This window comes from Nitrospinaceae bacterium (genome assembly GCA_018669005.1).
Taxonomy (GTDB): Bacteria; UBA8248; UBA8248; order UBA8248; family UBA8248; genus UBA8248.
In genome coordinates this window covers 1-20,900 of the sequence record JABJAL010000097.1, presented here as the reverse complement: position 1 = coordinate 20,900, position 20,900 = coordinate 1, and the positions used below count along the sequence as shown (strand labels likewise).

At 57.6% G+C, this 20,900-nt stretch carries 25 protein-coding genes and 1 pseudogene; 15 read left to right on the top strand and 11 right to left on the bottom strand.

Going from position 1 to position 20,900, the window contains the following annotated elements; translation table 11 throughout:
• Positions 1-16: 16 nt before the first annotated feature.
• The 3 genes and pseudogenes from HOJ95_15495 to HOJ95_15485 all read left to right on the top strand — a co-directional run bounded on the left by HOJ95_15495 (position 17) and on the right by HOJ95_15485 (position 2,329).
• Positions 17-940, top strand: coding sequence for a branched-chain amino acid aminotransferase (locus HOJ95_15495; GenBank protein MBT6396102.1), 924 nt, complete (start codon positions 17-19; stop codon positions 938-940).
• Positions 941-987: 47 nt separating this feature from the next.
• The gene (locus tag HOJ95_15490; protein MBT6396101.1) at positions 988-1,470 is read left to right on the top strand and encodes a transcription elongation factor GreA; all 483 of its coding nucleotides are present in this window, start codon (positions 988-990) and stop codon (positions 1,468-1,470) included.
• Positions 1,471-1,474: 4 nt separating this feature from the next.
• Positions 1,475-2,329, top strand: a pseudogene (locus tag HOJ95_15485) (hypothetical protein).
• Positions 2,330-2,341: 12 nt separating this feature from the next.
• Here the strand turns inward: HOJ95_15485 and HOJ95_15480 are convergent.
• The 4 genes from HOJ95_15480 to HOJ95_15465 form a co-directional block, all read right to left on the bottom strand.
• Entirely contained in the window at positions 2,342-3,604 is a 1,263-nt protein-coding gene (locus HOJ95_15480) for an adenylate/guanylate cyclase domain-containing protein (GenBank protein MBT6396100.1), read from the bottom strand.
• A gap of 67 nt (positions 3,605-3,671) precedes the next feature.
• Positions 3,672-4,133, bottom strand: a complete 462-nt coding sequence (locus HOJ95_15475; GenBank protein ID MBT6396099.1) for a GyrI-like domain-containing protein — start codon at positions 4,131-4,133, stop codon at positions 3,672-3,674.
• Between the two features lie 13 nt (positions 4,134-4,146).
• Positions 4,147-4,509, bottom strand: coding sequence for a sulfite exporter TauE/SafE family protein (locus tag HOJ95_15470; protein ID MBT6396098.1), 363 nt, complete (start codon positions 4,507-4,509; stop codon positions 4,147-4,149).
• A 30-nt stretch (positions 4,510-4,539) separates the two neighbouring features.
• Positions 4,540-5,370: a maleylpyruvate isomerase family mycothiol-dependent enzyme gene (locus tag HOJ95_15465; protein MBT6396097.1), complete on the bottom strand. Its 831-nt coding sequence runs from the start codon at positions 5,368-5,370 to the stop codon at positions 4,540-4,542.
• A gap of 162 nt (positions 5,371-5,532) precedes the next feature.
• On the opposite strand from HOJ95_15465, the gene HOJ95_15460 reads away from it, so the two are divergent.
• The 4 genes from HOJ95_15460 (at position 5,533) to HOJ95_15445 (ending at position 8,667) form a co-directional block, all read left to right on the top strand.
• A complete protein-coding gene (locus HOJ95_15460) occupies positions 5,533-6,162 on the top strand; it encodes a hypothetical protein (protein ID MBT6396096.1) in 630 nt (209 codons plus the stop codon).
• Positions 6,163-6,283: 121 nt separating this feature from the next.
• A complete protein-coding gene (locus HOJ95_15455) occupies positions 6,284-7,144 on the top strand; it encodes an MBL fold metallo-hydrolase (GenBank protein ID MBT6396095.1) in 861 nt (286 codons plus the stop codon).
• Positions 7,145-7,189: 45 nt separating this feature from the next.
• On the top strand, positions 7,190-7,609 hold the full coding sequence (locus HOJ95_15450; GenBank protein MBT6396094.1) for a DNA-binding protein: 420 nt from the start codon (positions 7,190-7,192) through the stop codon (positions 7,607-7,609).
• 2 nt (positions 7,610-7,611) lie between these two features.
• On the top strand, positions 7,612-8,667 hold the full coding sequence (locus tag HOJ95_15445) for a CapA family protein (GenBank protein ID MBT6396093.1): 1,056 nt from the start codon (positions 7,612-7,614) through the stop codon (positions 8,665-8,667).
• Between the two features lie 9 nt (positions 8,668-8,676).
• Here the strand turns inward: HOJ95_15445 and HOJ95_15440 are convergent, their stop codons facing one another.
• Entirely contained in the window at positions 8,677-9,420 is a 744-nt protein-coding gene (locus HOJ95_15440) for an SDR family oxidoreductase (GenBank protein ID MBT6396092.1), read from the bottom strand.
• A 231-nt stretch (positions 9,421-9,651) separates the two neighbouring features.
• Here HOJ95_15440 and HOJ95_15435 point away from each other — a divergent pair, with 231 nt between their 5' ends.
• From HOJ95_15435 to HOJ95_15425, 3 genes are read left to right on the top strand one after another with little or no spacing between them, the layout of a single operon-like run.
• Positions 9,652-9,981: a cupin domain-containing protein gene (locus tag HOJ95_15435; protein MBT6396091.1), complete on the top strand. Its 330-nt coding sequence runs from the start codon at positions 9,652-9,654 to the stop codon at positions 9,979-9,981.
• Positions 9,978-10,979 (top strand): Gfo/Idh/MocA family oxidoreductase, encoded by a 1,002-nt coding sequence (locus HOJ95_15430; protein MBT6396090.1) that lies wholly within the window; start codon positions 9,978-9,980, stop codon positions 10,977-10,979. The genes HOJ95_15435 and HOJ95_15430 overlap by 4 nt, the downstream gene beginning before the upstream one ends.
• 12 nt (positions 10,980-10,991) lie before the next feature.
• A complete protein-coding gene (locus tag HOJ95_15425; protein ID MBT6396089.1) occupies positions 10,992-11,258 on the top strand; it encodes a hypothetical protein in 267 nt (88 codons plus the stop codon).
• 34 nt (positions 11,259-11,292) lie between these two features.
• On the opposite strand, the gene HOJ95_15420 is transcribed toward HOJ95_15425, so the two are convergent.
• The 3 genes from HOJ95_15420 to HOJ95_15410 are packed head-to-tail and all read right to left on the bottom strand — an operon-like array spanning position 11,293 to position 14,247.
• The gene (locus tag HOJ95_15420; protein ID MBT6396088.1) at positions 11,293-11,694 is read right to left on the bottom strand and encodes a dehydratase; all 402 of its coding nucleotides are present in this window, start codon (positions 11,692-11,694) and stop codon (positions 11,293-11,295) included.
• Complete coding sequence (locus HOJ95_15415) at positions 11,691-12,122, bottom strand: MaoC family dehydratase (GenBank protein MBT6396087.1); 432 nt, start codon at positions 12,120-12,122, stop codon at positions 11,691-11,693. Before HOJ95_15415 ends, HOJ95_15420 begins: the two co-directional genes overlap by 4 nt.
• Before the next feature lie 19 nt (positions 12,123-12,141).
• A complete protein-coding gene (locus HOJ95_15410) occupies positions 12,142-14,247 on the bottom strand; it encodes an acetate--CoA ligase family protein (GenBank protein ID MBT6396086.1) in 2,106 nt (701 codons plus the stop codon).
• Positions 14,248-14,328: 81 nt separating this feature from the next.
• Here HOJ95_15410 and HOJ95_15405 point away from each other — a divergent pair, with 81 nt between their 5' ends.
• Positions 14,329-15,261: an NAD(P)-dependent oxidoreductase gene (locus HOJ95_15405; GenBank protein MBT6396085.1), complete on the top strand. Its 933-nt coding sequence runs from the start codon at positions 14,329-14,331 to the stop codon at positions 15,259-15,261.
• Here the strand turns inward: HOJ95_15405 and HOJ95_15400 are convergent.
• From HOJ95_15400 to cysE, 3 genes are read right to left on the bottom strand one after another with little or no spacing between them, the layout of a single operon-like run.
• The gene (locus HOJ95_15400; GenBank protein MBT6396084.1) at positions 15,258-15,632 is read right to left on the bottom strand and encodes an iron-sulfur cluster assembly scaffold protein; all 375 of its coding nucleotides are present in this window, start codon (positions 15,630-15,632) and stop codon (positions 15,258-15,260) included. The genes HOJ95_15405 and HOJ95_15400 overlap by 4 nt on opposite strands.
• Before the next feature lie 20 nt (positions 15,633-15,652).
• Positions 15,653-16,834, bottom strand: coding sequence for a cysteine desulfurase (locus HOJ95_15395; protein MBT6396083.1), 1,182 nt, complete (start codon positions 16,832-16,834; stop codon positions 15,653-15,655).
• Entirely contained in the window at positions 16,831-17,532 is a 702-nt protein-coding gene (cysE, locus tag HOJ95_15390) for a serine O-acetyltransferase (protein MBT6396082.1), read from the bottom strand. Before cysE ends, HOJ95_15395 begins: the two co-directional genes overlap by 4 nt.
• A 261-nt stretch (positions 17,533-17,793) precedes the next feature.
• Between cysE and folD the strand changes: the two genes are divergently transcribed.
• The 4 genes from folD to HOJ95_15370 all read left to right on the top strand — a co-directional run.
• Positions 17,794-18,660 carry a bifunctional methylenetetrahydrofolate dehydrogenase/methenyltetrahydrofolate cyclohydrolase FolD gene (gene folD, locus HOJ95_15385; GenBank protein ID MBT6396081.1) on the top strand — a complete coding sequence of 289 codons (867 nt, stop codon included), beginning with the start codon at positions 17,794-17,796 and terminating at the stop codon, positions 18,658-18,660.
• 45 nt (positions 18,661-18,705) lie between these two features.
• On the top strand, positions 18,706-20,115 hold the full coding sequence (xseA, locus tag HOJ95_15380; protein MBT6396080.1) for an exodeoxyribonuclease VII large subunit: 1,410 nt from the start codon (positions 18,706-18,708) through the stop codon (positions 20,113-20,115).
• Positions 20,073-20,384 carry an exodeoxyribonuclease VII small subunit gene (gene xseB / locus HOJ95_15375; GenBank protein MBT6396079.1) on the top strand — a complete coding sequence of 104 codons (312 nt, stop codon included), beginning with the start codon at positions 20,073-20,075 and terminating at the stop codon, positions 20,382-20,384. Before xseA ends, xseB begins: the two co-directional genes overlap by 43 nt.
• A gap of 50 nt (positions 20,385-20,434) precedes the next feature.
• Positions 20,435-20,900, top strand: a 466-nt coding sequence (locus HOJ95_15370; GenBank protein MBT6396078.1) for a hypothetical protein, incomplete at its 3' end; no start/stop codon positions are given.

Below are 20,900 nucleotides of genomic sequence, written 5' to 3'. Positions count from 1 at the left end.
CAAGAGGTGAATATCGGTGGTAGGCGAGCGCGTACTTTATCTGAACGGTGAAATTGTCGAGGAGAGTCAGGCAAGGATATCTCCGTTTGATCGCGGATTTCTCTGGGGGGACGGGGTCTATGAGGTGACACCTTGCTTCGATGGCCGTCTCTATCGATTGAGCGATCACATTGATCGCCTTTATCGCTCTCTTCGCTATGTGCGAATCGATCCGGGCATGAGCCGTGAGGAGATGGAGAAGGCAACGCTCGACACCCTTGCCGCTAATGAAAGGAACCTTGAGCCGGGCAGTATGTACCGTGTTGGACACTGGGTGACGCGGGGTGTGGATGATGCCTCGATGTCGGCTGGCTCGGCTAAGCGGGCGACAGTGGTGATTTTTTGGCGCCCTGTGGACGTGGGGAAAATTGCTCGAAACTATGAGGAAGGTGTTCGCCTGGCGGTGACCGCCACCCGGCGGAATCCGCCCGAGTGTGTAGAGACGCGTGCGAAGGTGACGAGCAAGATGAATCAGATACTTGCCGAGCTCGATGCTGCAGCGAGCGGCTCGCTTTCGCTCATGCTCGATATTCACGGGAATGTTGCTGAAAATTCTTCAGCGAATTTCTTTATCGTTCGCGATGGCGCCCTGTGGACGCCGCCAGAGAGAAATGTGCTTCAGGGCGTGACACGGCAGGCCGTGTTTGAATTAGCGGGGCGGCTGGGGATTCCCGTCGAGGAGCGAAATTTTACGATGTACGATGTGGCTCAGGCACAGGAATATTTCATCACATCGAGCGCTATTTGCGCTGTGCCGGTAAGGGAAGTGGACAGTTTTAAACCGGAGCATGGCGTGCCTGGTCCGGTGACCAAACGCCTGATCGATGCGTTCTCCGAGGATACTGGTTTTGATTTTAGGAATCATCTTTTGACTACCGGAGAAAAAAGCCCCCGGGCTTGAGTCTAGCTTCGCGCACTGCCCGGCGCGGGACAAAGAGAGAGGTAACGATGCCCCCGTATTATACGACGAAAAATAGCCTTGAAATCATGAAGGAAAAAGTGGATGAAATTACTCATCGCTTAAAGACTGAAGTGGCGCAGGAGTTGGCCAAGGCGGCGGACTACGGCGACCTGAGCGAGAACTCCGAGTGGGAGGCAGCCCTTGATTTGCAGTCAAACCTCAAGCATGAGGTGAGCATCTTGATGGACAAGGTCAAGAGTGCCGAGTTGATAGAGGATTTGCCCATTGCCGGCGACAAAGTGACGATCGGAACCGAAGTGACCTTGTTCGATTTGGATAAAGACGAGGAACTCACCTACAAGATCCTTGGTGAGCAGGAGAGTGATTTTCAAAACGGCATTCTTTCGTTTCAGGCCCCTCTTATTCGCGGGCTGATGCAAAAAGAGCCGGGCGATGAGGTGGTAGTCAAGCTTCCGGGCGGCACGCGCAGCTTTGAAATTTTGGAAGTAAAGAAAATCGAATTTTCCTGATCATATGAAGCGACCGGATATCAGTGATCGCTTTTTGGCCTATCTGATATTTGCGGCCACCCTTGTTTTAATCACATGGTTCGCATTTCTCTCCAATAGATCTCCTGATTGGCGGCTTCCGGGGAGCCCCCGGCTCTATCGGATTCCGGTGGCGAGCGAGGACGCCCCCGAGCAAGAAACACTTTATCTTAAGGGAACCACAGCAGCAGGCCAGCCCGAGGGCTATCGTTTTCCGACGCCGAGCGGGAAGCTCGAATTCTGGACCGAGGCGCTGGAGGTAAAATTTTCGACTCTTGGCCTCTCGGCGCTACCCGAGTTTTACTCAGATCCCGAGCAGTTGGTGGACATGCCCTTTGCCAAGACGGCGCACGGTGATGGCGAGCTTGGCGTAATTTCACCTTTCCACAAGGCCGCACCCACCGGGGCTGCGCGCTGCCGAATCGTGCCGCCGGGAGAGGATAGCCCCGGCGCGGTGTTGCGCGAGGCAGGGTTTGATAGCGAGCTTATAACGGCTCGCCCCCCCGCTCCCCATTTCCATAGTTGAACGCATTACTTCTGGCAGGCGCAGGAGATGTGGCCCGATCTTTACTGCCAAATTCACCCGAATCGAGCCGGGCGGCTTGGCATCTCGGATGGCGACAGGGTTCGCGTCGAGACGCCAGGTGGGCGCATCGAGGCAATGGCCTGGGTTAGCGCAGGCATTCGAGAAACGGCTGTTTTCATTCCTATTGGGTGGGGTGAGCGGCAGCCCTATCATCCATGGCGCTCGGTGAATTTTTTGACCGACAAGAATCAGCTAGACCCGGTGTCGGATCAGACGAACTTGAAGAGTCTTCTGTGTCGTGTGTCGAAGGCGTGAGGGGGAGAGAAATTATTTCGAGAGGTCTCCATTTTCTGAATACTTGATTTTGTAGATTGGAACGGGCTCCGGCACCCCTTTGAGGGAGACGGGCGGTAGCGATTCGACGGGAACTTCGTAGCTGTCTCCCAGGTGTTTTAAGATTGACTCGGAAAAGACAATTGAGCCCGAATCGGCGCAACCCTCAAGCCTTTTTGCGATATTAACGGGCATTCCCATCACCGAAAATACTTTTTTGTTCGATGTGCCGAAAAGGCCTTCGACGACTTCTCCGCAGTGGAGCCCAACCCCGGCCCCCAGATCGAACTGCCCAAGATAAGGCGTAATTTTAGCTTGGAGGGCTCTTGTGCACTGAACGGCCTTCCGTGGATCGTGAAATATGGCCATGACCTCATCGCCCGTCAGGTTGTTCATCAGTCCGCCGTACTCTGCAATAATAGGCCCCGCAATTTCGTAATATCCGTTTAGCAAGTCGCCCACCTCGGTTCCCATATGAATACTCGACCAGTTCGTGAATCCACGGATGTCCATGAAAAGCACAGTCCGCTCGGCGCGCTTCGTGGCGGCCTCTCCCCCCGTTTCAACGAGATTTTCCATCAGGCTCGAATCGATGAACCACGAACTGTAATGGCGCAGCCGCTCTATGAGAACGAGAAGAAACGATCGATTCCGAGCCAGGAGAACCTCATTGACACCGTAGAATATGCCGATGATGAAAATGGCCTGGACCAGGAAATGGTGGGAACTCTCGTTGAAGAAGGAAACCAAGGCAGTGGGGAAGTCTGATTTCGAGATCTTTATCAGGCTGATGAAATAGACCGCCGGGATGATCATGGTTCTGATCGTGTTCTCGGCGGTGCGGAAAAAGTCCTGGCCCCTCTGTGACTTCTTTTCCATCGCTATGCGCCCGAATTGCGCGAGGGCGATTGAGATGGCGAAGGCCCAGTAGGCGATGTGCTCGGGCTTTTCGAAAAATTCCAGCCCCTCTCCCCCTAAATCGACGGCGGTATAGAGAGCGACTCCGATCAGATTGCCCAGAAAAATCTGCCATGCTTTCGTGTGTGTTCCAGACAGGTAGATAGCCTGTACGAAGGGGGATATGAGGAGCGCCCAGTGAGATAGATTTTTGAAATAGGGAATAATTCCGATATGGTTGATCTCGAGGAGGATCAGGAGAAACGGATAATGCGCCGAGTTCGTGGCCAGTTCCCTGAGCGTTCGCCAGAGCGAGGTGCCCTCGGATTGTTGAAATGCGTATCTGTTGTTTTTCGTCATTTCGGCTGGTCTCACTTGTCCGTAACTATTTTCATCGTATAGGTTCAAACCGATGAAGGTAAACGCCCTACTCGATCGGGTCGGGTGCGACGGGAAGGCAAATCTCGGTGCGAAGCGCCTCCTCGGGCGTCTCGCGCGGATCGTTCAAGTAGCGCTCGACTACAGGTCCTTTGGCTCTCCTGAATCCGCCGTGCGGCAGCCACTCGTCAACCATCGTGGTGATTGTATCTCCAATTCTATCGTATCCTCCCTCGTGGACCGCCACGGCGTACCAGCCCCCGGGCATATCTGCTGGGATAAGGCCCTCGGGCGCAGATCTTCCGCCGGGAATGATCCAGCAGGCGGCGTATCCGCCATCGTCCTCTTGTAAACCAAAGGCGTTATCCGGGGCGAAAGAGTTGCCGCATATATTGAATAGCTGACCCCAGAGTCGTCCCGCTTCGGCGGGCCCTGCCCCACTGGCGAGCTTTAGCCCTGCACCCGATGCCGCCTCACGTTTTTCGACCTTCACATTCAGCTCGGTGCTCATGGTTTGTATAGTCTCACTTGATTATCAGCATTCTGAGCCCGGCGATGACAGCAATCGCGCCCACCGAGCGCCGGATGGCTGTGCCGGGGAGGTTTCTCAGTAGATAGGCGCCGATAACGCCGCCGATAATCGCGCCGGTGGCGATGAGGGCCGCATATTTCCACTGCATGTTGCCATGGCGAATATTCTCGAAGGAGGCGACCGATACGTTGAACAACGAGGCCAGCATGGAGACGGCAACTACCTGCTGGGCCTTGATGCCGGGGATAAGGAAGAGCGCGGGCACGGTTATGACGCCCCAACCGACACCTGTTGCCGCCTGTATGGTGCCCACCACGAGTCCGAGCATAAGCAAGCCGAGAGAGAATAAATCCAATGGTTTTTCCTTTCTTAATTTCCGCCTGGCTTAAATGGGATAGAAGAGCGAGGCAATAATGGCTTTTACCTTGGCGGGCTCGCCATCGGTGCGAAGCACACCGGCGGCCTCTTTGGCATCGATATCGGCACGCCCCGTGGCCATTAAAATCATATCGCTGGCGGGAGCGGATATAGAAGCGTCGAAATTGCTGCTCAGATCTTCGAGGAACGAGGCTTTTTCCTTTTCGATGGACATCGCCCAGACATCTCCCGTGTCGGGTGTCTCGAATCGAAAGCGGCCCTCTAGCTTCAGATCGGGCTGTGTGTTGTAGAGGATTGGAAATCGCCAGCGCAAATTTTTGGCCGCAACGCCGAGCGCTGCAGGATTCAGCGGCGAGTCGGGCTCGTTTCGTATATCCCACTCATGGAGAATGAACTCGTAGATGCGCTGAATGATGAAATAAGGGATAGGGATGACGCCTCTTCGGTGCCACCCGACTTTGTCCAAATCCTCGGGGCCCATTGATCGAAAAAGCGAGACCACTTCCTGCGTGTCTTTGTTAAACTTCTCCACTAGTGCGCCGCCATCGAGGGCAGCGATATCGTTCATGATCGAAGTGCGAAGCCCCATGAACTCCTCTTTTGTTTTCGCGCCGAGGGGGAAGCCGTGGTTGCCCACGAGTCCGTTCGATACCGTCGAGGCGTAGAATTGTGCGCCGAGGGTTAGATGCCCAACTACCTGGCCGGTGTTCCAGTCCGAGCAAAAGGTGGGCTTTTTCCAGTCGGCCTCACTAAAGGTCTTGAAGAATTCTGTGAGCCGTGCCCGCTCGCTGTCTATGGTGTCAATCGTTAAACGTATCTGTTCTTCAAACTCCGGCATAAAGCCTCCCGTGTCGAATTGGGGAATGATTTTCCGGGTCCAATTATTGTCCTATCCGGCCCTTTGTGCGACGGTATTGAAACTCACGGGCATACTACAAGATTTTCCTGATTCCGGGGAGCTACTTGCCCCACTTCAATTCAGCAAAGGAGGCAGCCGCGAATGCTCTACGAAGTACGGGCTTATACGTTTACGCAAGGGAGTCTCGATGAGGCGGTGGCAGGTTTTGGGGATATTATCGAGGAGCGGGTAAAGCTCTCGCGGCTTATCTGTTTTTTCCGCTCGGCCATTGGCGAGCTGGACCGAATTTTTCATATATGGGAGTACGAAAATTCCGCTCATCGTGAAAGCGTTCGTGATAAGGCGCAGTCCGCATCTTGGTGGCCGCCTTTGAGGGTTGAAAAAATTCTTTATCAGCAGACCCGGCTGATGGCGGCCACGTCATTTTGTCCAGAGCCCCGCACCGGGGCTATGGGCAGCGTCTACGAGGTGAGGAGCGATATTTCCCAGGCAGGCACCATGGGAAATATCAGCGCCGCATGGGCCGAGCATCTTCCCGAAAGAGAAAATCTCTCGCCTCTGGCCGCCGCCTTCGCGAACCCCGCGAACGAGTTCGCCTCGGGCATCCTCAACGAGTTTTTACATATCTGGCCCTACCGCGACCTGAACCAGTGGGCAGAGGTGGATGAGGCCACCAGTAAACTCGCTGGCTGGCGAGATTGTTCGGACCCTTATCTCGTGTCGCGAAAATCCGAAATCTGGCGCCCCGTAGACTATTCGCCGATGCGCTGAGATCGGCTTTGCGGGGTGCGCCGCCCCTCTGGTATGCGGCATAATTGTCGTACTAAATATTTGATTGTCTCTCCCCGCTCCGACCGGCGATTCTTACCGAGGGGGCAAGAAAGGAAATTGCGTGAAAAAAATCACTGATCGCATCTATGCCGAGACTGGATACGACTGGGCTAACGTGGGCGCGGCTGTTACTGAGCGTGGCATCGTTCTGCTCGATAGCCCGGTTCGCCCGACGGACTCTGCCCTCTGGCAGGCCGAGGTCAGACCCTTAAGCCCCCAAGGGATTCGTTATCTCATTGCGACTGATTATCACGGCGACCACACAGCAGGCGCCTCGTTTATCGAGGGTGAGATAACCTTCATCGCGCCGCAATATGTCTTTGATGAAGTCTCGAAGGGTGACAATGCGTTTTCGAAGAAAATATTCACCGACACCCTCGAAGATTTGGGGTTCAAGGAGGAGGCACGGCAGATTATCGATGCAGCGATTCCAGCGCCGGATATATGTTTCGACGATACGATGGTGCTCCACTTAGAGCCGCTGACTTTCGAGATTCGCCGCATGGGTGGCCATTCACCCGCCACTTCGATGGTGTTCATTCCCGAGGAGGGGCTAATATTCGCGAGCGACATCGTGATCAATGAACCGTGTCCGGGCCTCAGGGACGCGAATGTGCGGGAATGGATCGACGCGCTCGCTTATATCGAGGGCATGTCGGCCGAAATTGTTGTGCCGGGACATGGGCCCGTCGGCGGTATGAAGGAGGTGGGCCAGCTCAAAGGATATTTGAGTGAAGTGCTGGGTCTGATGGCGGAGATGGCGAAAGCAGGCCGGAGTAAGGAGGCGGCCGTTTCTGATGCCGCATTCGATAAGTTTTTCTGGGCCGATCCCTCGCGGGGTGAATTTTGGCTGCAGCAGAGGAAGGACACATTTCGGGGCGGGCTTGAGCGCGTCTACGATGAAGCTGTAGGTGCCGCTTAGCGGAGAATTTATTTTTTCATAATTTTGTAAAATCGGGAGACTCCAATGCAAGTAGTCGAGAAAAAACTGGGCCGCATCTTTCAATTGAAACTAGAGGAAGGGGATGATTTTTACGGGGTCGTCGATGCTTTTGTGATCAAAGAGAACATTCGTTCGGCCTCGTTGTTCCTCTTCGGGGCTCTTCAGAAGACCCACATGCTCACCGGCTTTAAGGACATGGACGGCTTTAACGTGGACAGCCGCCATTTCGATGATTGGCGCGAACTTGTAGCACTGGGCAATATTTCATGGCCCGATGAGCCGCCCCTGGCGCTGGGCGATGTGACCTGGGACGAGCCCCAGCCTTATGTCCATCTCCATATGGCCATCAGCGGGGGGCCGGGCAAAACAGAGGATGTGCTCGTCGGTCATCTTTCGGGCGGCAATGTGAAGGGGATGTTCATGGACATCTATGAGTTGGTGTAGTCATGGTTAATAAAACTTCTAAGACCTGCACATTTCTCACTGGTGGCGACGTGGCGCCGGATCGCAAAAGCGGGCGTGGTCTTTTGGGCAAGACTGCCCTGCTATTTAAAAAGGCGGACTACGCTTTTTTGAATCTTGAGCACAACCTGTCCACAAGCGGCCTGATGATGAAGGGAAAGCCCACCCACCACCGGGGCAAACCCGAGTTGATCGAAGGATTCCTTGAGGCAGGCTTTGATGCGCTCTCCATCGCCAATAACCATATGCTCGACTTCGGGGTTGAAGCATTTTTCGACACGCTTGCTCTACTCAAAGCAAAAAAAGTTCCCTTCACGGGAGGGGGCAAGAATATTCGAGAGGCGAAAGAGCCGGTTGTTCTCGTTAGAAATGGTTTGAAAATCGGTCTGCTTGGCTATACGACGACGCTGCCGCAGGGCGCTGCCGCCGGACCAAGGGAGCCGGGGGTGAACCCGATGCTGGTCGATACTTCGTATACCCCGAGGCGAAACCCGATTGAGTATCCGGGCTCCGAGATGCTGATAACAACGAAAACGGCCCCCGCCGATCTGGCCCGGATGAAGCGCGAGATCGCCTCGCTCAAGAAAAAAACGGATGTGGTTCTGGTCTGCAACCATTGGGGGGCGAGCATGTCCCACGACGTTCAGGACTATCAGCGCGAAATCGGACGCGCCGCCATCGACGCCGGGGCTGCGGGGATTTTCGGCGGCCACCAGCATGTATTGCAGGGCGTTGAGTTTTATAAGGGATGTCCCATCGTTCACTGCACCGGAAATTTGATCTTCGACATTGTCGAGCCCTTTTTCACCGAGGCGACGCACCAGACGTTTCTGTTCGGCGGCAACTTGTCGAAAAAAGGGATAAGCGATCCCTACGTAATCCCCTGCCGCTGCGGCATCGGAAACGCCCCGGCGATTCTGTCCCCCCGCAAGGGGGATGGAAAAGAAATCATCCGCTTTCTGGCTGAGCTCTCAAAACCCTTCGGCACCGGCCTCAAGGTGAAGGGCGATAAGGTCGTGCTCACTCCGGGGAAGGGGTAGCCCCTCTACTCAGGTGGACATGCCGCCGTCGATGCGCAGGACGATTCCGGTAACGTAGCTGGCCTCCTCTGAGGCGAGAAAAACGAAGCCGCCCACCATTTCCTCGGCGGTGCCCCACCGTCCGAGCGAAATGCGTTCAAGGTATTTCGCCGTGAAGCGCTCATCGGTTCGGATGGTCTCGGTCATCGGCGTGATTGCTGCCGGGGATATCGCGTTCACGGTGATGCCGTAGCGGCCAAGCTCGCGCGAGGCGCTTTTCGTGACGCCGACGATACCCATCTTGGCAGAAGAATAATTGATCTGGCCGATGGCCCCGCGCAGGCCCGCGCCAGAGGTGACGTTGATGATGCGCCCGCTCTTGCGGGGTATCATCCGCTTGGCGGCAGCCTGGGTGCCGGCCCATGTGCCCCGCAAGTGTACGGCGATGACCTGGTCGAACTGCTCTTCGGCCATTTTGTGGAGCATGGCGGCGCGGACGATGCCTGCGTTGTTCACCATGATATCGATTGGCCCAAATTCAGCCTCGCAGCGGTCCATCATGCCCTCGACATCGGGCACCTTGCTCACATCGGCGCTATGAAAAACGGCCTCGCCGCCAGCGTCCCGGACCAGCTTGGCAGTCTCCTCGCCGCCCTCTTCATTCAGATCCACCACTACAACGCGGGCGCCCTCATTGGCGAATGCCTGAACAACTGCACGACCGATGCCCTGTGCGGCGCCCGTGACGACCACCGATTTACCCTCAAGACGCATGAAAAACTCCTTTCTCGAAAAATATCCGGATAATTCCGGTTAATGATCAGATGGGCCGCTGCCTTCAAGTATGAGGATTATACCCGAGGGAGCCTGTTTTGCCTCCCGTCCTGGCGGCCTCAGGAGAGGGGCATTCATCCGAAATAAGTGCTAATTTATGGGTATCCGTTTCATTACCGGTATCTTTTAAGTCGTGGCGCATGGCGTCGCCACCCGTGGGGGAGAGAAAATATGGGCTTTGTCGATCTGAACGATATGCCGTTTGATGTGTTGGAGGGAACGAATCGAAAAGTGCTCCAAGCGGACAACATGACGATGCTGTTCATTGATCGCGAGCCGAACGTGGTCCAGGACCACAGCCACCCGCAGGAGCAGGTCGTCTTCCTCAGAGAGGGCAGGCTAAAGGTCAGCATGGGCGGCGAGGAGCGTATCGTCGAGGCGGGCAACGCGATTCAAATTCCCGGCGGGCTTCAACATCGCATCGAAACCCTTGAGCAGTCGCTCATACTTTCGGTCTACAGCCCGGCCCGCGATCTGAGCGCTCTGACGCAGCCGAAATGACGGGCTCTGGTAAAGTTCGCATCGCCTCGGTGGGCCTTGGTGGATGGGCGCGCACCCTGGCCGCCGCTGCTGGGCGAAGTGGGGCGGTCGAGATTGTGCGTTGCTTTGATCCGCTGGAGGATGCGCGAGCCTCGTTTGCGGATGAGACAGGCGCCCGCCCGACATCGAGCTATGAAGAGCTTCTTCAGGATGAATCAGTCGAGGGCGTGATCGTAGCCACCCCGCACTCGACTCATGTCGAGGTTGCCTGCCAGGCTGCCTCGGCGGGAAAACACCTTTTTGTTGAAAAGCCCTTTACGCTCAACGCCGCCGACGCAAAGAGAATTATCAGTGCGGTCGAGGCTGCGGGCGTAACCCTTCAGGTGGGCCACAAGCGCCGCTGGTTCGGGGCGAACCGGCGAATTCTTGAAATGATCAAGGCGGGCGAGCTTGGCATGCTCCACCAGCTTGAGGGCAACTATTCACGGCCCTCGATGCAGGAGGCAAGAACCGGATGGCGGAGCGACCCGGCGGAGTCCCCCTTGGGCGGAATGACGGGGTTGGGCATCCACATGGTTGATCTGCTTTCTGCTTTTTCCGGCGGGCGAATCGAGCGCCTCGCGGCATTCAGCAAGCCGCTTTGGGGAAAATCCGGCCTTGACGATGTGACGAGCATGATCCTTGAGTTCGAGAGCGGCCCATTAGGCTACGTGGGCGCCTCGACGGTTGTCCCGATATTCGTGACCGCCGCCGCCATGGGCACCGAGGCTTCGGCCTGGAGTGAGGGGGACGGCTCGAAGCTTTATGTGCAGAAAAAAGATGAGCCTGCGAGGCGCGAGGTTCCGGTGGATGCAGGTGATGGCGTGGCCGAGGAGTTGGTGCATTTTGCCCATTGCATCCGCACGGGCGAGAGCCCCGAGGCCGGTGGGGCCGAGGGGTTGGAGATTGCCGCCTTGCTTGAGGCCATGCAGGAGAGCGTCAATACCGGTCGAGTGGTGGAGATGAAGGATTTTCGATAGAGGAGATGAGAGATGAGCGATAAACGGAAAATTGAGATTTTCAGCGCGGGTTGCTCTGTTTGCGAGTCTTTTGTGGCGCAGGTGAGGGAGGAGGCATGTCCTTCTTGCGATATCGCGGTTCTCGACATGAAATCGCCCGAGGTGGCCGAGCGGGCAAAGAAGTTGGGGGTGGGCTCGCTTCCCTCGGTCGCCATTGATGGCGTACTCGCCAGTTGCTGCACGAGCGGTGGGCCCGACATGGCTGTTTTAAAAGAAGCCGGCCTTGGGCGACCAGTTTAGTAAATAATGTTTCAGGTTGTTGCGGTATTCTTGATCACCCCATCCACGCCTCGACCATGCCGTTGGTGACAGTATCACCGGCAGAATTAACAGCCTCTATCTCGCAAACGGCCAGCTGGCGTCCCGACTCTTCGCGGACCTCGGTGACCTCGCCGCGCAGGGTGATGATTTCCCCTGCGTCCACCATGCCCCGGAAATTCACCTCAAGTTTGCGGGTCGAGCCCGCCCCGAAGGCGGCCTCGGCGAGTTGTCCCAGAAAACCCATGGAGAGCATGCCGTGGGCGATGACGCCCTTTAGGCCCCGCGCCTGAGCGGCCTCATCGTCGGTGTGGATGGGGTTGAAATCGCCGCTGGCGCCTGCGTACATGACTAGCTGCACTTTTGCTATAGGGTCCTTGATGATCTCGGGAAGTTTGTCGCCTGCCTTGTAGCTCATTTGCTGAACCTCCTGAGCGAGATCCACTTGCCGCCGCCGACTTGCCCGCCATTTTTAGCGTCGGTGAACTCATATTCGCGCTCGAGGAAAACAAGATCACCCGAGCGCCCGCTTTTTTCATAGATTTTCACAATAGTGAACGAGGCGTCTATCTCATCGCCCGCCCGCAAGGGGCGCTCGAACTCATAACACTGGGAAGCGTGGAGCCCCACATCGCCATAGTCCGTCGGAACATCTGGATAGGCATCATCGGGCCGAAACGTGGTGGGAAACGTCGGGGGTGCTATGGCATCAGGGCCCCGGTAGGCCGGGTTTGAATCGCCAATGGCGTCGGCGAATTTCCTGATGGCGCCCGCCTCGATGGTGATGCGAAAAGGCCCATGTTTCTGACCGACGAGGTTTTCGATCTCGGGGGTGATTCGGCTCATGTGGTTTCTTTGCCTCCCGTCAGGTTTTTCTGATGCGGACATCGACCGCAACGGATTTTTCTGGTCCGGCAATGAGGGGGTTAATGTCCAGCTCTGCGATTTGATCGTCGAGCTCTGTCGCCATCTCAGATACACGCGCTAAGATTGATGCCGCCGCAGGGATGTTCACCGGTGGCGCGCCTCTGAGTCCCTCCAGTACTTTTGCCGAGCGGAGTGCGCGAAGCATTTGCTCGGCCACGGTTTCATCGAAGGGCGGCAGCCTTCGCGATACATCCCCCAGCGCTTCGACAAATATTCCGCCGACCCCTGCCGTGACACAAGGGCCAAAGGTGGGATCCTTCGATATGCCGCAGATAAGCTCGACGCCTGCCGCTGCCATTTCCTGGACGAGTATGCGAGCACCCGGTGCGAGAGCAAGCAAGTGTTCCGCCGCCTCGCGGATCTCCTCCTCAGAGTTCAGATTCAGTACTACGCCGCCCACATCGGTTTTGTGCACGAGGGCATCCGAGACGACTTTTAAAACTACGGGGCCGTTGATGTCGCGCCACGCCGCTATGGCGTCCGCCATCGAGGCGGCGATGTGCTCCTCTGCGCGGGAAATGCCGTAAAGGTCGAGAAGGGCTGTGCACGTTTGAGTGTCGAGCATGCCTTCTGTCGATGCGGTGGCCTTCTCAATAAGTTGGATAGCCTCTTTTTGGCGGGCCGGGTCGATTGGTGGCGTGCCTCGGGCCGCCCGCTCCGCTGCCTCGTCGATGAGGCGTCTTGCCTCAAGTGCACGCACCGCCAAGGGGTAGTCATCGAACACCGGGGTGCCCGAGCGCCTGAGCGCCTCGATGTGTGCGTGTGGGCCCGTCACCCAGACGCAGGCGAAGGGCGTGGGGCTCTCCTTGAAGAGTGCGGTCATGTCCTCGGCAATTTGATCAGCGACGTGGTGATAAATACCCATGATCATCAAAGTGGCGTCGATATTTGGGTCGGAAAAGACAGCTCGCCCGACACTCTGGAGTGGTTTCGTTTCGGGGCGGCTCACCATGAGCGAGACGAGATCGACTGGATTGCTTACCGGAGCGTAGTCGGAGAGGATTTCTCTCAATTTCCCCCGGGTCGCCTCTGCGAGGCCCGGAAGCTCGAAGCCGCCGCGCACGGCGTGGTCGGCGGCGAGCGAGCACGCCCCGCCCGAAAAACTCAATATTCCCAGCCCGCGCCCCTTGAGGGGTTTTGAGCGGCAGAGGAAATCCGCCGTGCTCAATATCTCATCGAAGGAGTCGCAGATCCGAACCCCGTATTGCTCGGCGAAGGCAGAGAAAACATCGTGCGAGGTTGTGAGCGCCGCCGTGTGGCTCATAGCCGTGCGCGCCCCCTCCTCGGTCGTTCCTGCCTTGAGGAGAACGATGGGTTTTCCCGCCTCAAGGGCGCGCTCGGCGGCGGCGCGGAGGCGCGCGCTTGCCCGGACGGACTCCATGTAGCCGCAGATGACTTTCGTGTGTGGGTCATCGATGAAGTATTCGACGCACTCGGCGAAATCGACGTCCGACTCATTGCCGAGGCTGACGAGCGAGGAAATGCCTGTGCCGCTGGCCTGGAAACCGGTGAGGAGGCAAGCGCCCAGCGCCCCGCTCTGGGTGATGAGAGCCACGCTGCCGGGGATAAGCGGGTCGTCTTCCATGATCGAGATGGTGAAGGAGGCCATGAGCTTTGGGCGCACATGAACGACGCCCATGCAGTTGGGCCCGAGCAGGCGAATCCCACCCTCGCGGGCAATCTGAAGGAGTTCTTCTTGAAGCCGCGCGCCCTCCTCGTCCACCTCGGCGTAGCCTGAGCTCATGACGGCCGCCGCGCCCACGCCACGTGCGGCACACGCCCGCATGGCCTCGGCATTATTCTCGCGCGGGGTGCAAAAGAGTACGAGTTCGGGCGTTTCGGGCAGCGAGGCGATGTCCGGGTAGCTCTTGAGGCCTCCGATCTCATCGCGATTCGGATTGATGGGATAGATGGGGCCCTCGAAGTCGTAGTCGAGAAGCAGCTTGATCGGTCGCCCGCCAGTGCGATTCAGGTTCGAGGATGCACCGACGACGGCGATGGATTTTGGCTCAAGAAGGGGACGTAGATTGTGTCGATGTGTCATGATGTTATTAGTATTAACACATCCTAATTGATTTCGTCATTGATCGAGGCGGTTTTTTAGGCTGCCGATGAAGGAGGGGATATGCCAGCGAACAGAACGGTTGGAATCGTCGGGGTGGGACGGATGGGCGGGCCCATTGCACAAAGGTATTTAAAGGCGAGGGTGCCTCTCATGGTGTGGGACGAAGCTGAGGCTTGCCGCGCGCCGTTTGAGAAAAAAAGGGGTGTCACCATCGCCTCTCCCGGCGAGATGGCAGAAAAATGCGCGATCATTCTTTTCGTCGTTCCCTCCTCGGCAGAGATTGCGGATTGTTTTAAGGGAAAAGAAGGTGTTTTGAAGAGGGCGCGAAAGGGGCTCGTTCTCTATGATTTGACGACCTCGAACCCGGCTGTGACGAAAAAGCTTGCGGCCCGGGCGGCCCGAGCGGGGATACCCTATCTCGACGCCGGGATGAGCGGTGGGCCGGGTGGTATTCTAAAAGGCAAGCTAACCTTGATGATTGGCGGGGACGAGAAGGTTTTCAAGCGGACGAGGAAACATCTTGACCCGTTCACCGACAAGCTTTTTCATTTGGGAGAGCTTGGCACCGGCCACGCCATGAAGCTTCTCAACAACATGGTGCTCCACACAATTTTTCTAGCCACCTGCGAGGGCGCCCGCCTTGCCGAGAAGATGGGTGTCGATGTCGCGAAGATGATCGAGGTGTTCAACGTCTCCTCGGCGTTCAGTTATGCAAGTCAGCACCGGTTTCCTAACAACATTCTCAACGGAAGCTGGAATGCGCAGGCGCGCATATACAATCCGCATAAGGACGTGGGCCTCGCCGTCGCAATCGGCAAGTCGCTCGGCGCAGATGTGGACTATGCCGAGCGAACCTATGAGATTTTGCAAATGGCTGTCGAGCGCGGAATGATCGAGGAGGATTATTCCCACCTCTACCGCGATTGGCACGAGATTAAAAAGGTGAAGCTGGGCAAGAAGGTGAAATCCGGGAAGAAAATAGCGCGGCGCTAGCCCCGGTTGCTGAGTGCGCTTAGGACAACCCGCTGGGCGAGCTGGGCGCAGTGGCGCTTGTGCTTGGGGAGCCCCCCGAGGGAGGCGGAAATTTCCTCGTGGGTGATCGCCTCAAGCTCGCTCGTCGTTTTTCCGCGCACCAGGTCGGTGAGTGCGCTCATCGATGCTGTGATCGCCCCGCAGCCGAGAACCTCCATTTTTGAGTCCGATACGAGATCGCCATCGAATTTTAGATAGAGCGTTACCTCGTCGCCGCAGGCCGGGTTGGTCCCCGTTCCCACGCTATCGGCACCCTCTAGCTCGCCCAGGTTATGCGGCTCGGCGATGTGTCCGAGTACGGTGTCGTTGTAGTGATAATCGTCGGTGGCCACTTTGAAATTCCTCCTGGTTGCTAGTTGTCTGAACCTGCGCGAGTGCGAGGCGCCATCTGCCGCACCCGCTCGACGGCCCCGGGCAGGATTTCCATGAGGCGGCGCACGTCGTCCTCGGTGTTGCCCCAGCCCAGGCTAATGCGCAGCGAGCCCCTTATGGCGTCTTTGGGCAGACCCATTGCAAGAAGCACGTGGCTCGGCTCGGTCGAGCCCGAACTGCAGGCCGAGCCCGTGCTCACAGCGAAGCCTTCAAGATCCAGCCGGATGAGCATCGTCTCCCCCTCGGCGCCGAGAAATCCGAGGTTGCTTGTTCCGGGGAGGCGGTGGTCCGGGTCGCCGTTCACCACGACATCGGGTATGCGCTCCAAGATTTCATTTTCGAGCATGTCTCTGAGTCGCGCTGTTTTTTCGACAGCGCCAGCAAACCCTTCCTGCGCCAGACGGCAGGCCTCGCCAAGGCCGGCGATGCCGGGGACATTTTCGGTTCCCGAGCGAAGGTCGCGCTCCTGGCCACCCCCGGTGATGATGGGTTCGATGTGGACGCCTTCTCGAATATAAAGAAAGCCCGCACCTTTTGAAGCATTGATTTTATGGCCGCTTACCGAGAGCAGATCGACACAGGTGGCCTCGACATCGATGGAAACTTTTCCGGCCGCCTGAACTGCATCGGTGTGGAAGAGAACCTCCCGCTCCCGGCAGGCAGCGCCGATCTCGGAAATCGGCTGTACGGTGCCAACTTCGTTGTTGGCCCACATCACCGAGACGATTTGCGTGTCAGGGCGAATGGCAGCGATTATTTCATCTACCGAAATGCGGCCCTTGCCGCTTGGTTTGACGTAGCTGACCTCGACGCCGGTTTTCTCAAGCACCTCGCAGGTGCCAAGCACAGCGGGATGCTCGATGGCAGAGGTGACGATATGGCCGCTGCCGCCCGCAGACAGGAGCGCGCCGCGGAGCGCCCAATTGTCGCTCTCTGTGCCGCCAGAGGTGAATACGATCTCCTCGGGGCTCAGTGCACCGATGAGAGATGCAGCATTTTCTCTTGCCCCCTCAACCGCCCCGCGTGTTTCCCGGCCGAAGCGGTGGATGCTGTTCGGATTTCCGAAGGCTGGGCCAAGATGGCGGTTTATGATTTCGGCCACTTCGGGGCGAACCGGGGTCGTGGCGTTATGATCTAGATAGACGGGGGTGACTGTGGTCATGTGGTCTGGTCCGTATCGATTTGGCGCGCCCGCTCAATTTCTTTTTCGAGCTCCGAGATTCGAAGGTTCAGGGCGTGGAGCGCAGACTCCACTGGGTCGGGAAGGTTGGCGTGCTCGAAGGCGGCATATTTTTCGCTCTCGTTCCGCTCCTCTCCCTCGCGGTAGACGACACGGCCCGGCACACCGACCACTGTGGAGCCGGGGGGAACCTCGGTAATCACGACCGAGGCGGCGCCGATTCGGCTTCCGGCGCCGATGGTGTTGGGGCCCAGGATCTTTGCGCCGACACCAACAATGACATTGTCCTCAAGGGTGGGGTGGCGCTTTCCCTTATGAAGGCTTACGCCGCCAAGGGTGACGCCTTGGTAGATCGTGCAGCCGCGCCCGATTTTGGTCGTCTCGCCGATGACCACGCCCATTCCGTGATCGATGAAAAAATTCTCGCCAATTTCGGCTCCCGGGTGAATTTCAATGCCTGTGAAAAAGCGACTTACGTGACTCACCCAGCGACCGAGAAGATATAGCTTCTGGATCCAGAGAAAATGTGCCACCCGGTGGACCAAGACAGCGTGGAACCCCGGATAGCAAAGCAGAACTTCGGCCACAGAGCGGGCGGCGGGATCCCGGTCGATAACCGCCTGGATATCGCGGCGGATGTACCGCAAGGCAAGGCGGAGGTTTCTTAGAAGCGACTTCATCAATATCTCCTCAAAGGCGCAAATGGCTACGCCTAAGTATTTGAAACTCTAAAGCGACCGTAAGGTCGCCTAAAACGCTGAATATTATCGCACTAACAAATAGCCCGCGCCACCCGGGATGGATGAGGGCCCATTCGGTTGCATCCGCTCGATCTTTGACAACCAGGTCAGATGGGCGGACGATAAGTTAACTTTGAAAGACATGAAAAAACTGGTATGAATCCCAAATCCGACTAACCTCCGCCACACATGGACTGAATTATGGAACAGAAGACCTCCGCAATCGTCATGAAAGGAAAACCTGTCGCCGAGAAGATGACAGAAGGGCTGGTGGCCGAGATCGAGTCGCTAAGCGGAAAGGCTGGGCGCCAACCGGGGCTCGCCGTCGTCCTCGTTGGGGAGGATCCGGCTTCTCAAGTTTATGTGCGAATCAAGGGGCGCACAGCCGCGAAACTCGGCATCGAAACTTATGACCACCGCATTCCCGAGGATACGCCGCAGGCTGAATTGATCTCCTTGATTGAAAGCTTGAATGCAGACCCCAAGGTGGATGGAATTTTAATCCAGCTTCCCTTGCCACCTGGTTTGAACGAGCAAGAGGCGCTTCGTACGGTCGCCCTCGATAAGGATGTGGACGTTTTTCATCCCGAAAATTTTGGGCGCCTGGCCTTGAAGCAGGGCATACTTCGCCCCTGCACCCCCGCCGGCGTGATTGAGATTCTCAAGCATTACGATATCAATATAGAAGGAAAAAAAGTCGCTCTCATAGGACGATCAAAAATAGTGGGGCTGCCATTGTCTCTCATGATGATTCACGAGAACGCGACGGTCACGGTCTGCCATTCACGGACGGGCGATATTCCCGCCGTCACGCGCGAGGCCGATATCGTGGTCGCCGCATTGGGTCGGCCTAAATTTTTGACCGCCGACATGGTGAAAGAGGGCGCGGTGGTCGTTGATGTCGGTATCAACCGGGTGGATGAAAAACTGGTGGGCGATTGTGACTTTGATGCACTCGTTGACAAGGTCTCGGCGATAACGCCCGTTCCGGGCGGGGTGGGTCCGATGACGGTGGCCATGCTGATGGCCAACACTGTTCGGGCGTTCCGCGAGCATGTCGCTGGTTAGCTTTCAAACCCTTTGTATGAAATTTAATCAGATGGGGCTCAAGCCTTGACCGCAGATCTGTTAGGCCCTGCTGTCTCAGCCGGAGGCGAGGCGGGGAAAACCGTTTATTCCGTATCGCAGCTCAATGCCCGAGTGAAGGGACTGCTTGAAGAGGAGTTCTCCGAGGTTCTGGTCGAGGGTGAGCTCTCCTCTTGGCGGACCTATCCTTCGGGACACGCCTATTTCGACATTAAAGATCAGAGCGCAAAAATAAGCGCAGTGATGTTTGCGGGTCGAAGGCGTTTTTTGCGCTTCGAGCCCGAGGTGGGGATGCGCGTTCTGCTGCGCTGTCGGGTGACACTTTACGAGCGGGACGGGCGCTATCAGCTCTCGGTCCTCTCTATGGACCCAATGGGCGAGGGCGCCCTTGAGGTGGCCTTTCGGCAGTTGATGGAGCGGCTGGAGAAAGAGGGGCTCTTTGAGGATGCGAGAAAGCGCCCCCTTCCCGAGCGGCCCCGGCGGGTGGCGTTGGTCACGAGCCGCGAGGGTGCGGCGGTAAGGGACATGCTCCGAGTTCTGGGCGAGCGGGCACCGATTGTAGAGGTGGTGCTTATTCATACGCTGGTTCAAGGAGAAGGGGCTGGCGCTTCAATTGCGGCAGCCCTTGGCCGTGCCGACCAGGGACTTCGGAATCTGGGCCGCCCAGCAGATTTGATCATCGTGGGTCGGGGCGGCGGGAGCCGGGAGGATCTCTGGGCGTTTAACGAGGAGGCAGTTGTCCGCGCTATTGTGGTGTCCGAGACACCGGTACTCTCGGCGGTGGGCCACGAGGTGGATACCTCGCTTAGCGATTTGGCGGCGGACGCCTCGGCGGCTACGCCTACAGCGGCGGCCGAGGAGGCGGCGCGGGGCTGGCAGGTGTTGTCTCGCGATTTGAACCGGGTGCCCGTGGCGCTGGAGCGTCTTGTGGCGAACAAACTTGCTGAGCTTGAGGCTCGCCTGGAGGATTTGGCGGGCGAGCGGGTTTTTCAGCATCCAGAGGACACACTCGGGACTCTTGCCCAGCGGGTGGACACGCTTTTCGAGCGTATCCGGCGCGAGGCCCGGCATCGGGAGAGCGCTCGTGCATCGCGCCTGTCCGGGCTCGGGCCCAGATTGGCGGCGGCCTCGCCGGGAGTGATGGTGCAACGGGGCGAGGAGGCGCTGGCAGGGGTGATGCGTCGCCTCGGTCGGGCGGATGAAGCGGGGCGCGAGCGAAAGGCGGCTGGGCTGGGGGCTGTTATCGGTCGGCTTGAGGCCGTCTCGCCGCTCGGCGTTATGGCGCGAGGCTATAGTCTCGCTTACAAGGAAAAGGACGGCACCCTGCTCAGGCGGGCAGAGGAGGCCGCTGCAGGTGATCGTGTGCGTTTGCGACTCTCCGAGGGCATGTTGGCATGCCGGGTGGAGGAGATCTTAGAAGAAGGAGAAGGCTCTTGAGTGCGGCAAAAAAATCTGCGGGAAAGAAGGCCCCTGAAAATTTCGAGGCGGCTGTGGAGCGTCTTGAGGAAATTGTCGAGACGCTTGAGGACGGCGACGCTTCCCTTGAGGATGCTGTTGGCCTCTATGAGGAAGGGGTGAAACTCTTCCGCTATTGCCGCGAGCAGCTCGACTCGGCGCAAAAACGGGTGGAGGAGCTTGCTGGCGAGGCAGGCGAGGTTCTATCTCTTGGTGCGTTTGAGGATGACGATGAAGAAGAGGAAGGGTAGGGCTCGTGTGCGCTGATACTTCCCACGGCGAGGTGGACGCCGAAGAATACATGAAGCGCTGGACCGGGCGGGTGGAGGAAACTATCGACCGTCTGGTTCCCGAGTCGGGCGGCGAGCCACCCGAGATGTTCAAGATCATGCGCTACAGCCTTTTTGCCGGCGGCAAGCGGCTTCGCCCGATACTTTGTGTGGCAGGCACCGAGGCGGTGGGCGGCGAGCCCGAGGCGATTCTTCCGGCGGCCTGCGCCCTTGAGTGCATTCACACCTACTCGCTGATTCACGACGACCTTCCTGCGATGGACGACGATGATTTTAGGCGCGGCAACCCGACGAGTCATAAAGTGTTTGGCGATGCGGCGGCGATACTGGGCGGTGACGGCTTGCTGACCCTTGCCTTTAAGATGATGACTGGCGCAGAGATGACCCGCGCGGCAGGAGGGGAGCGAATTATCGAGGCGATAAAAGTACTCGCCGATGCGGCGGGTGCATCGGGCATGGTGGGCGGTCAGCTTCTAG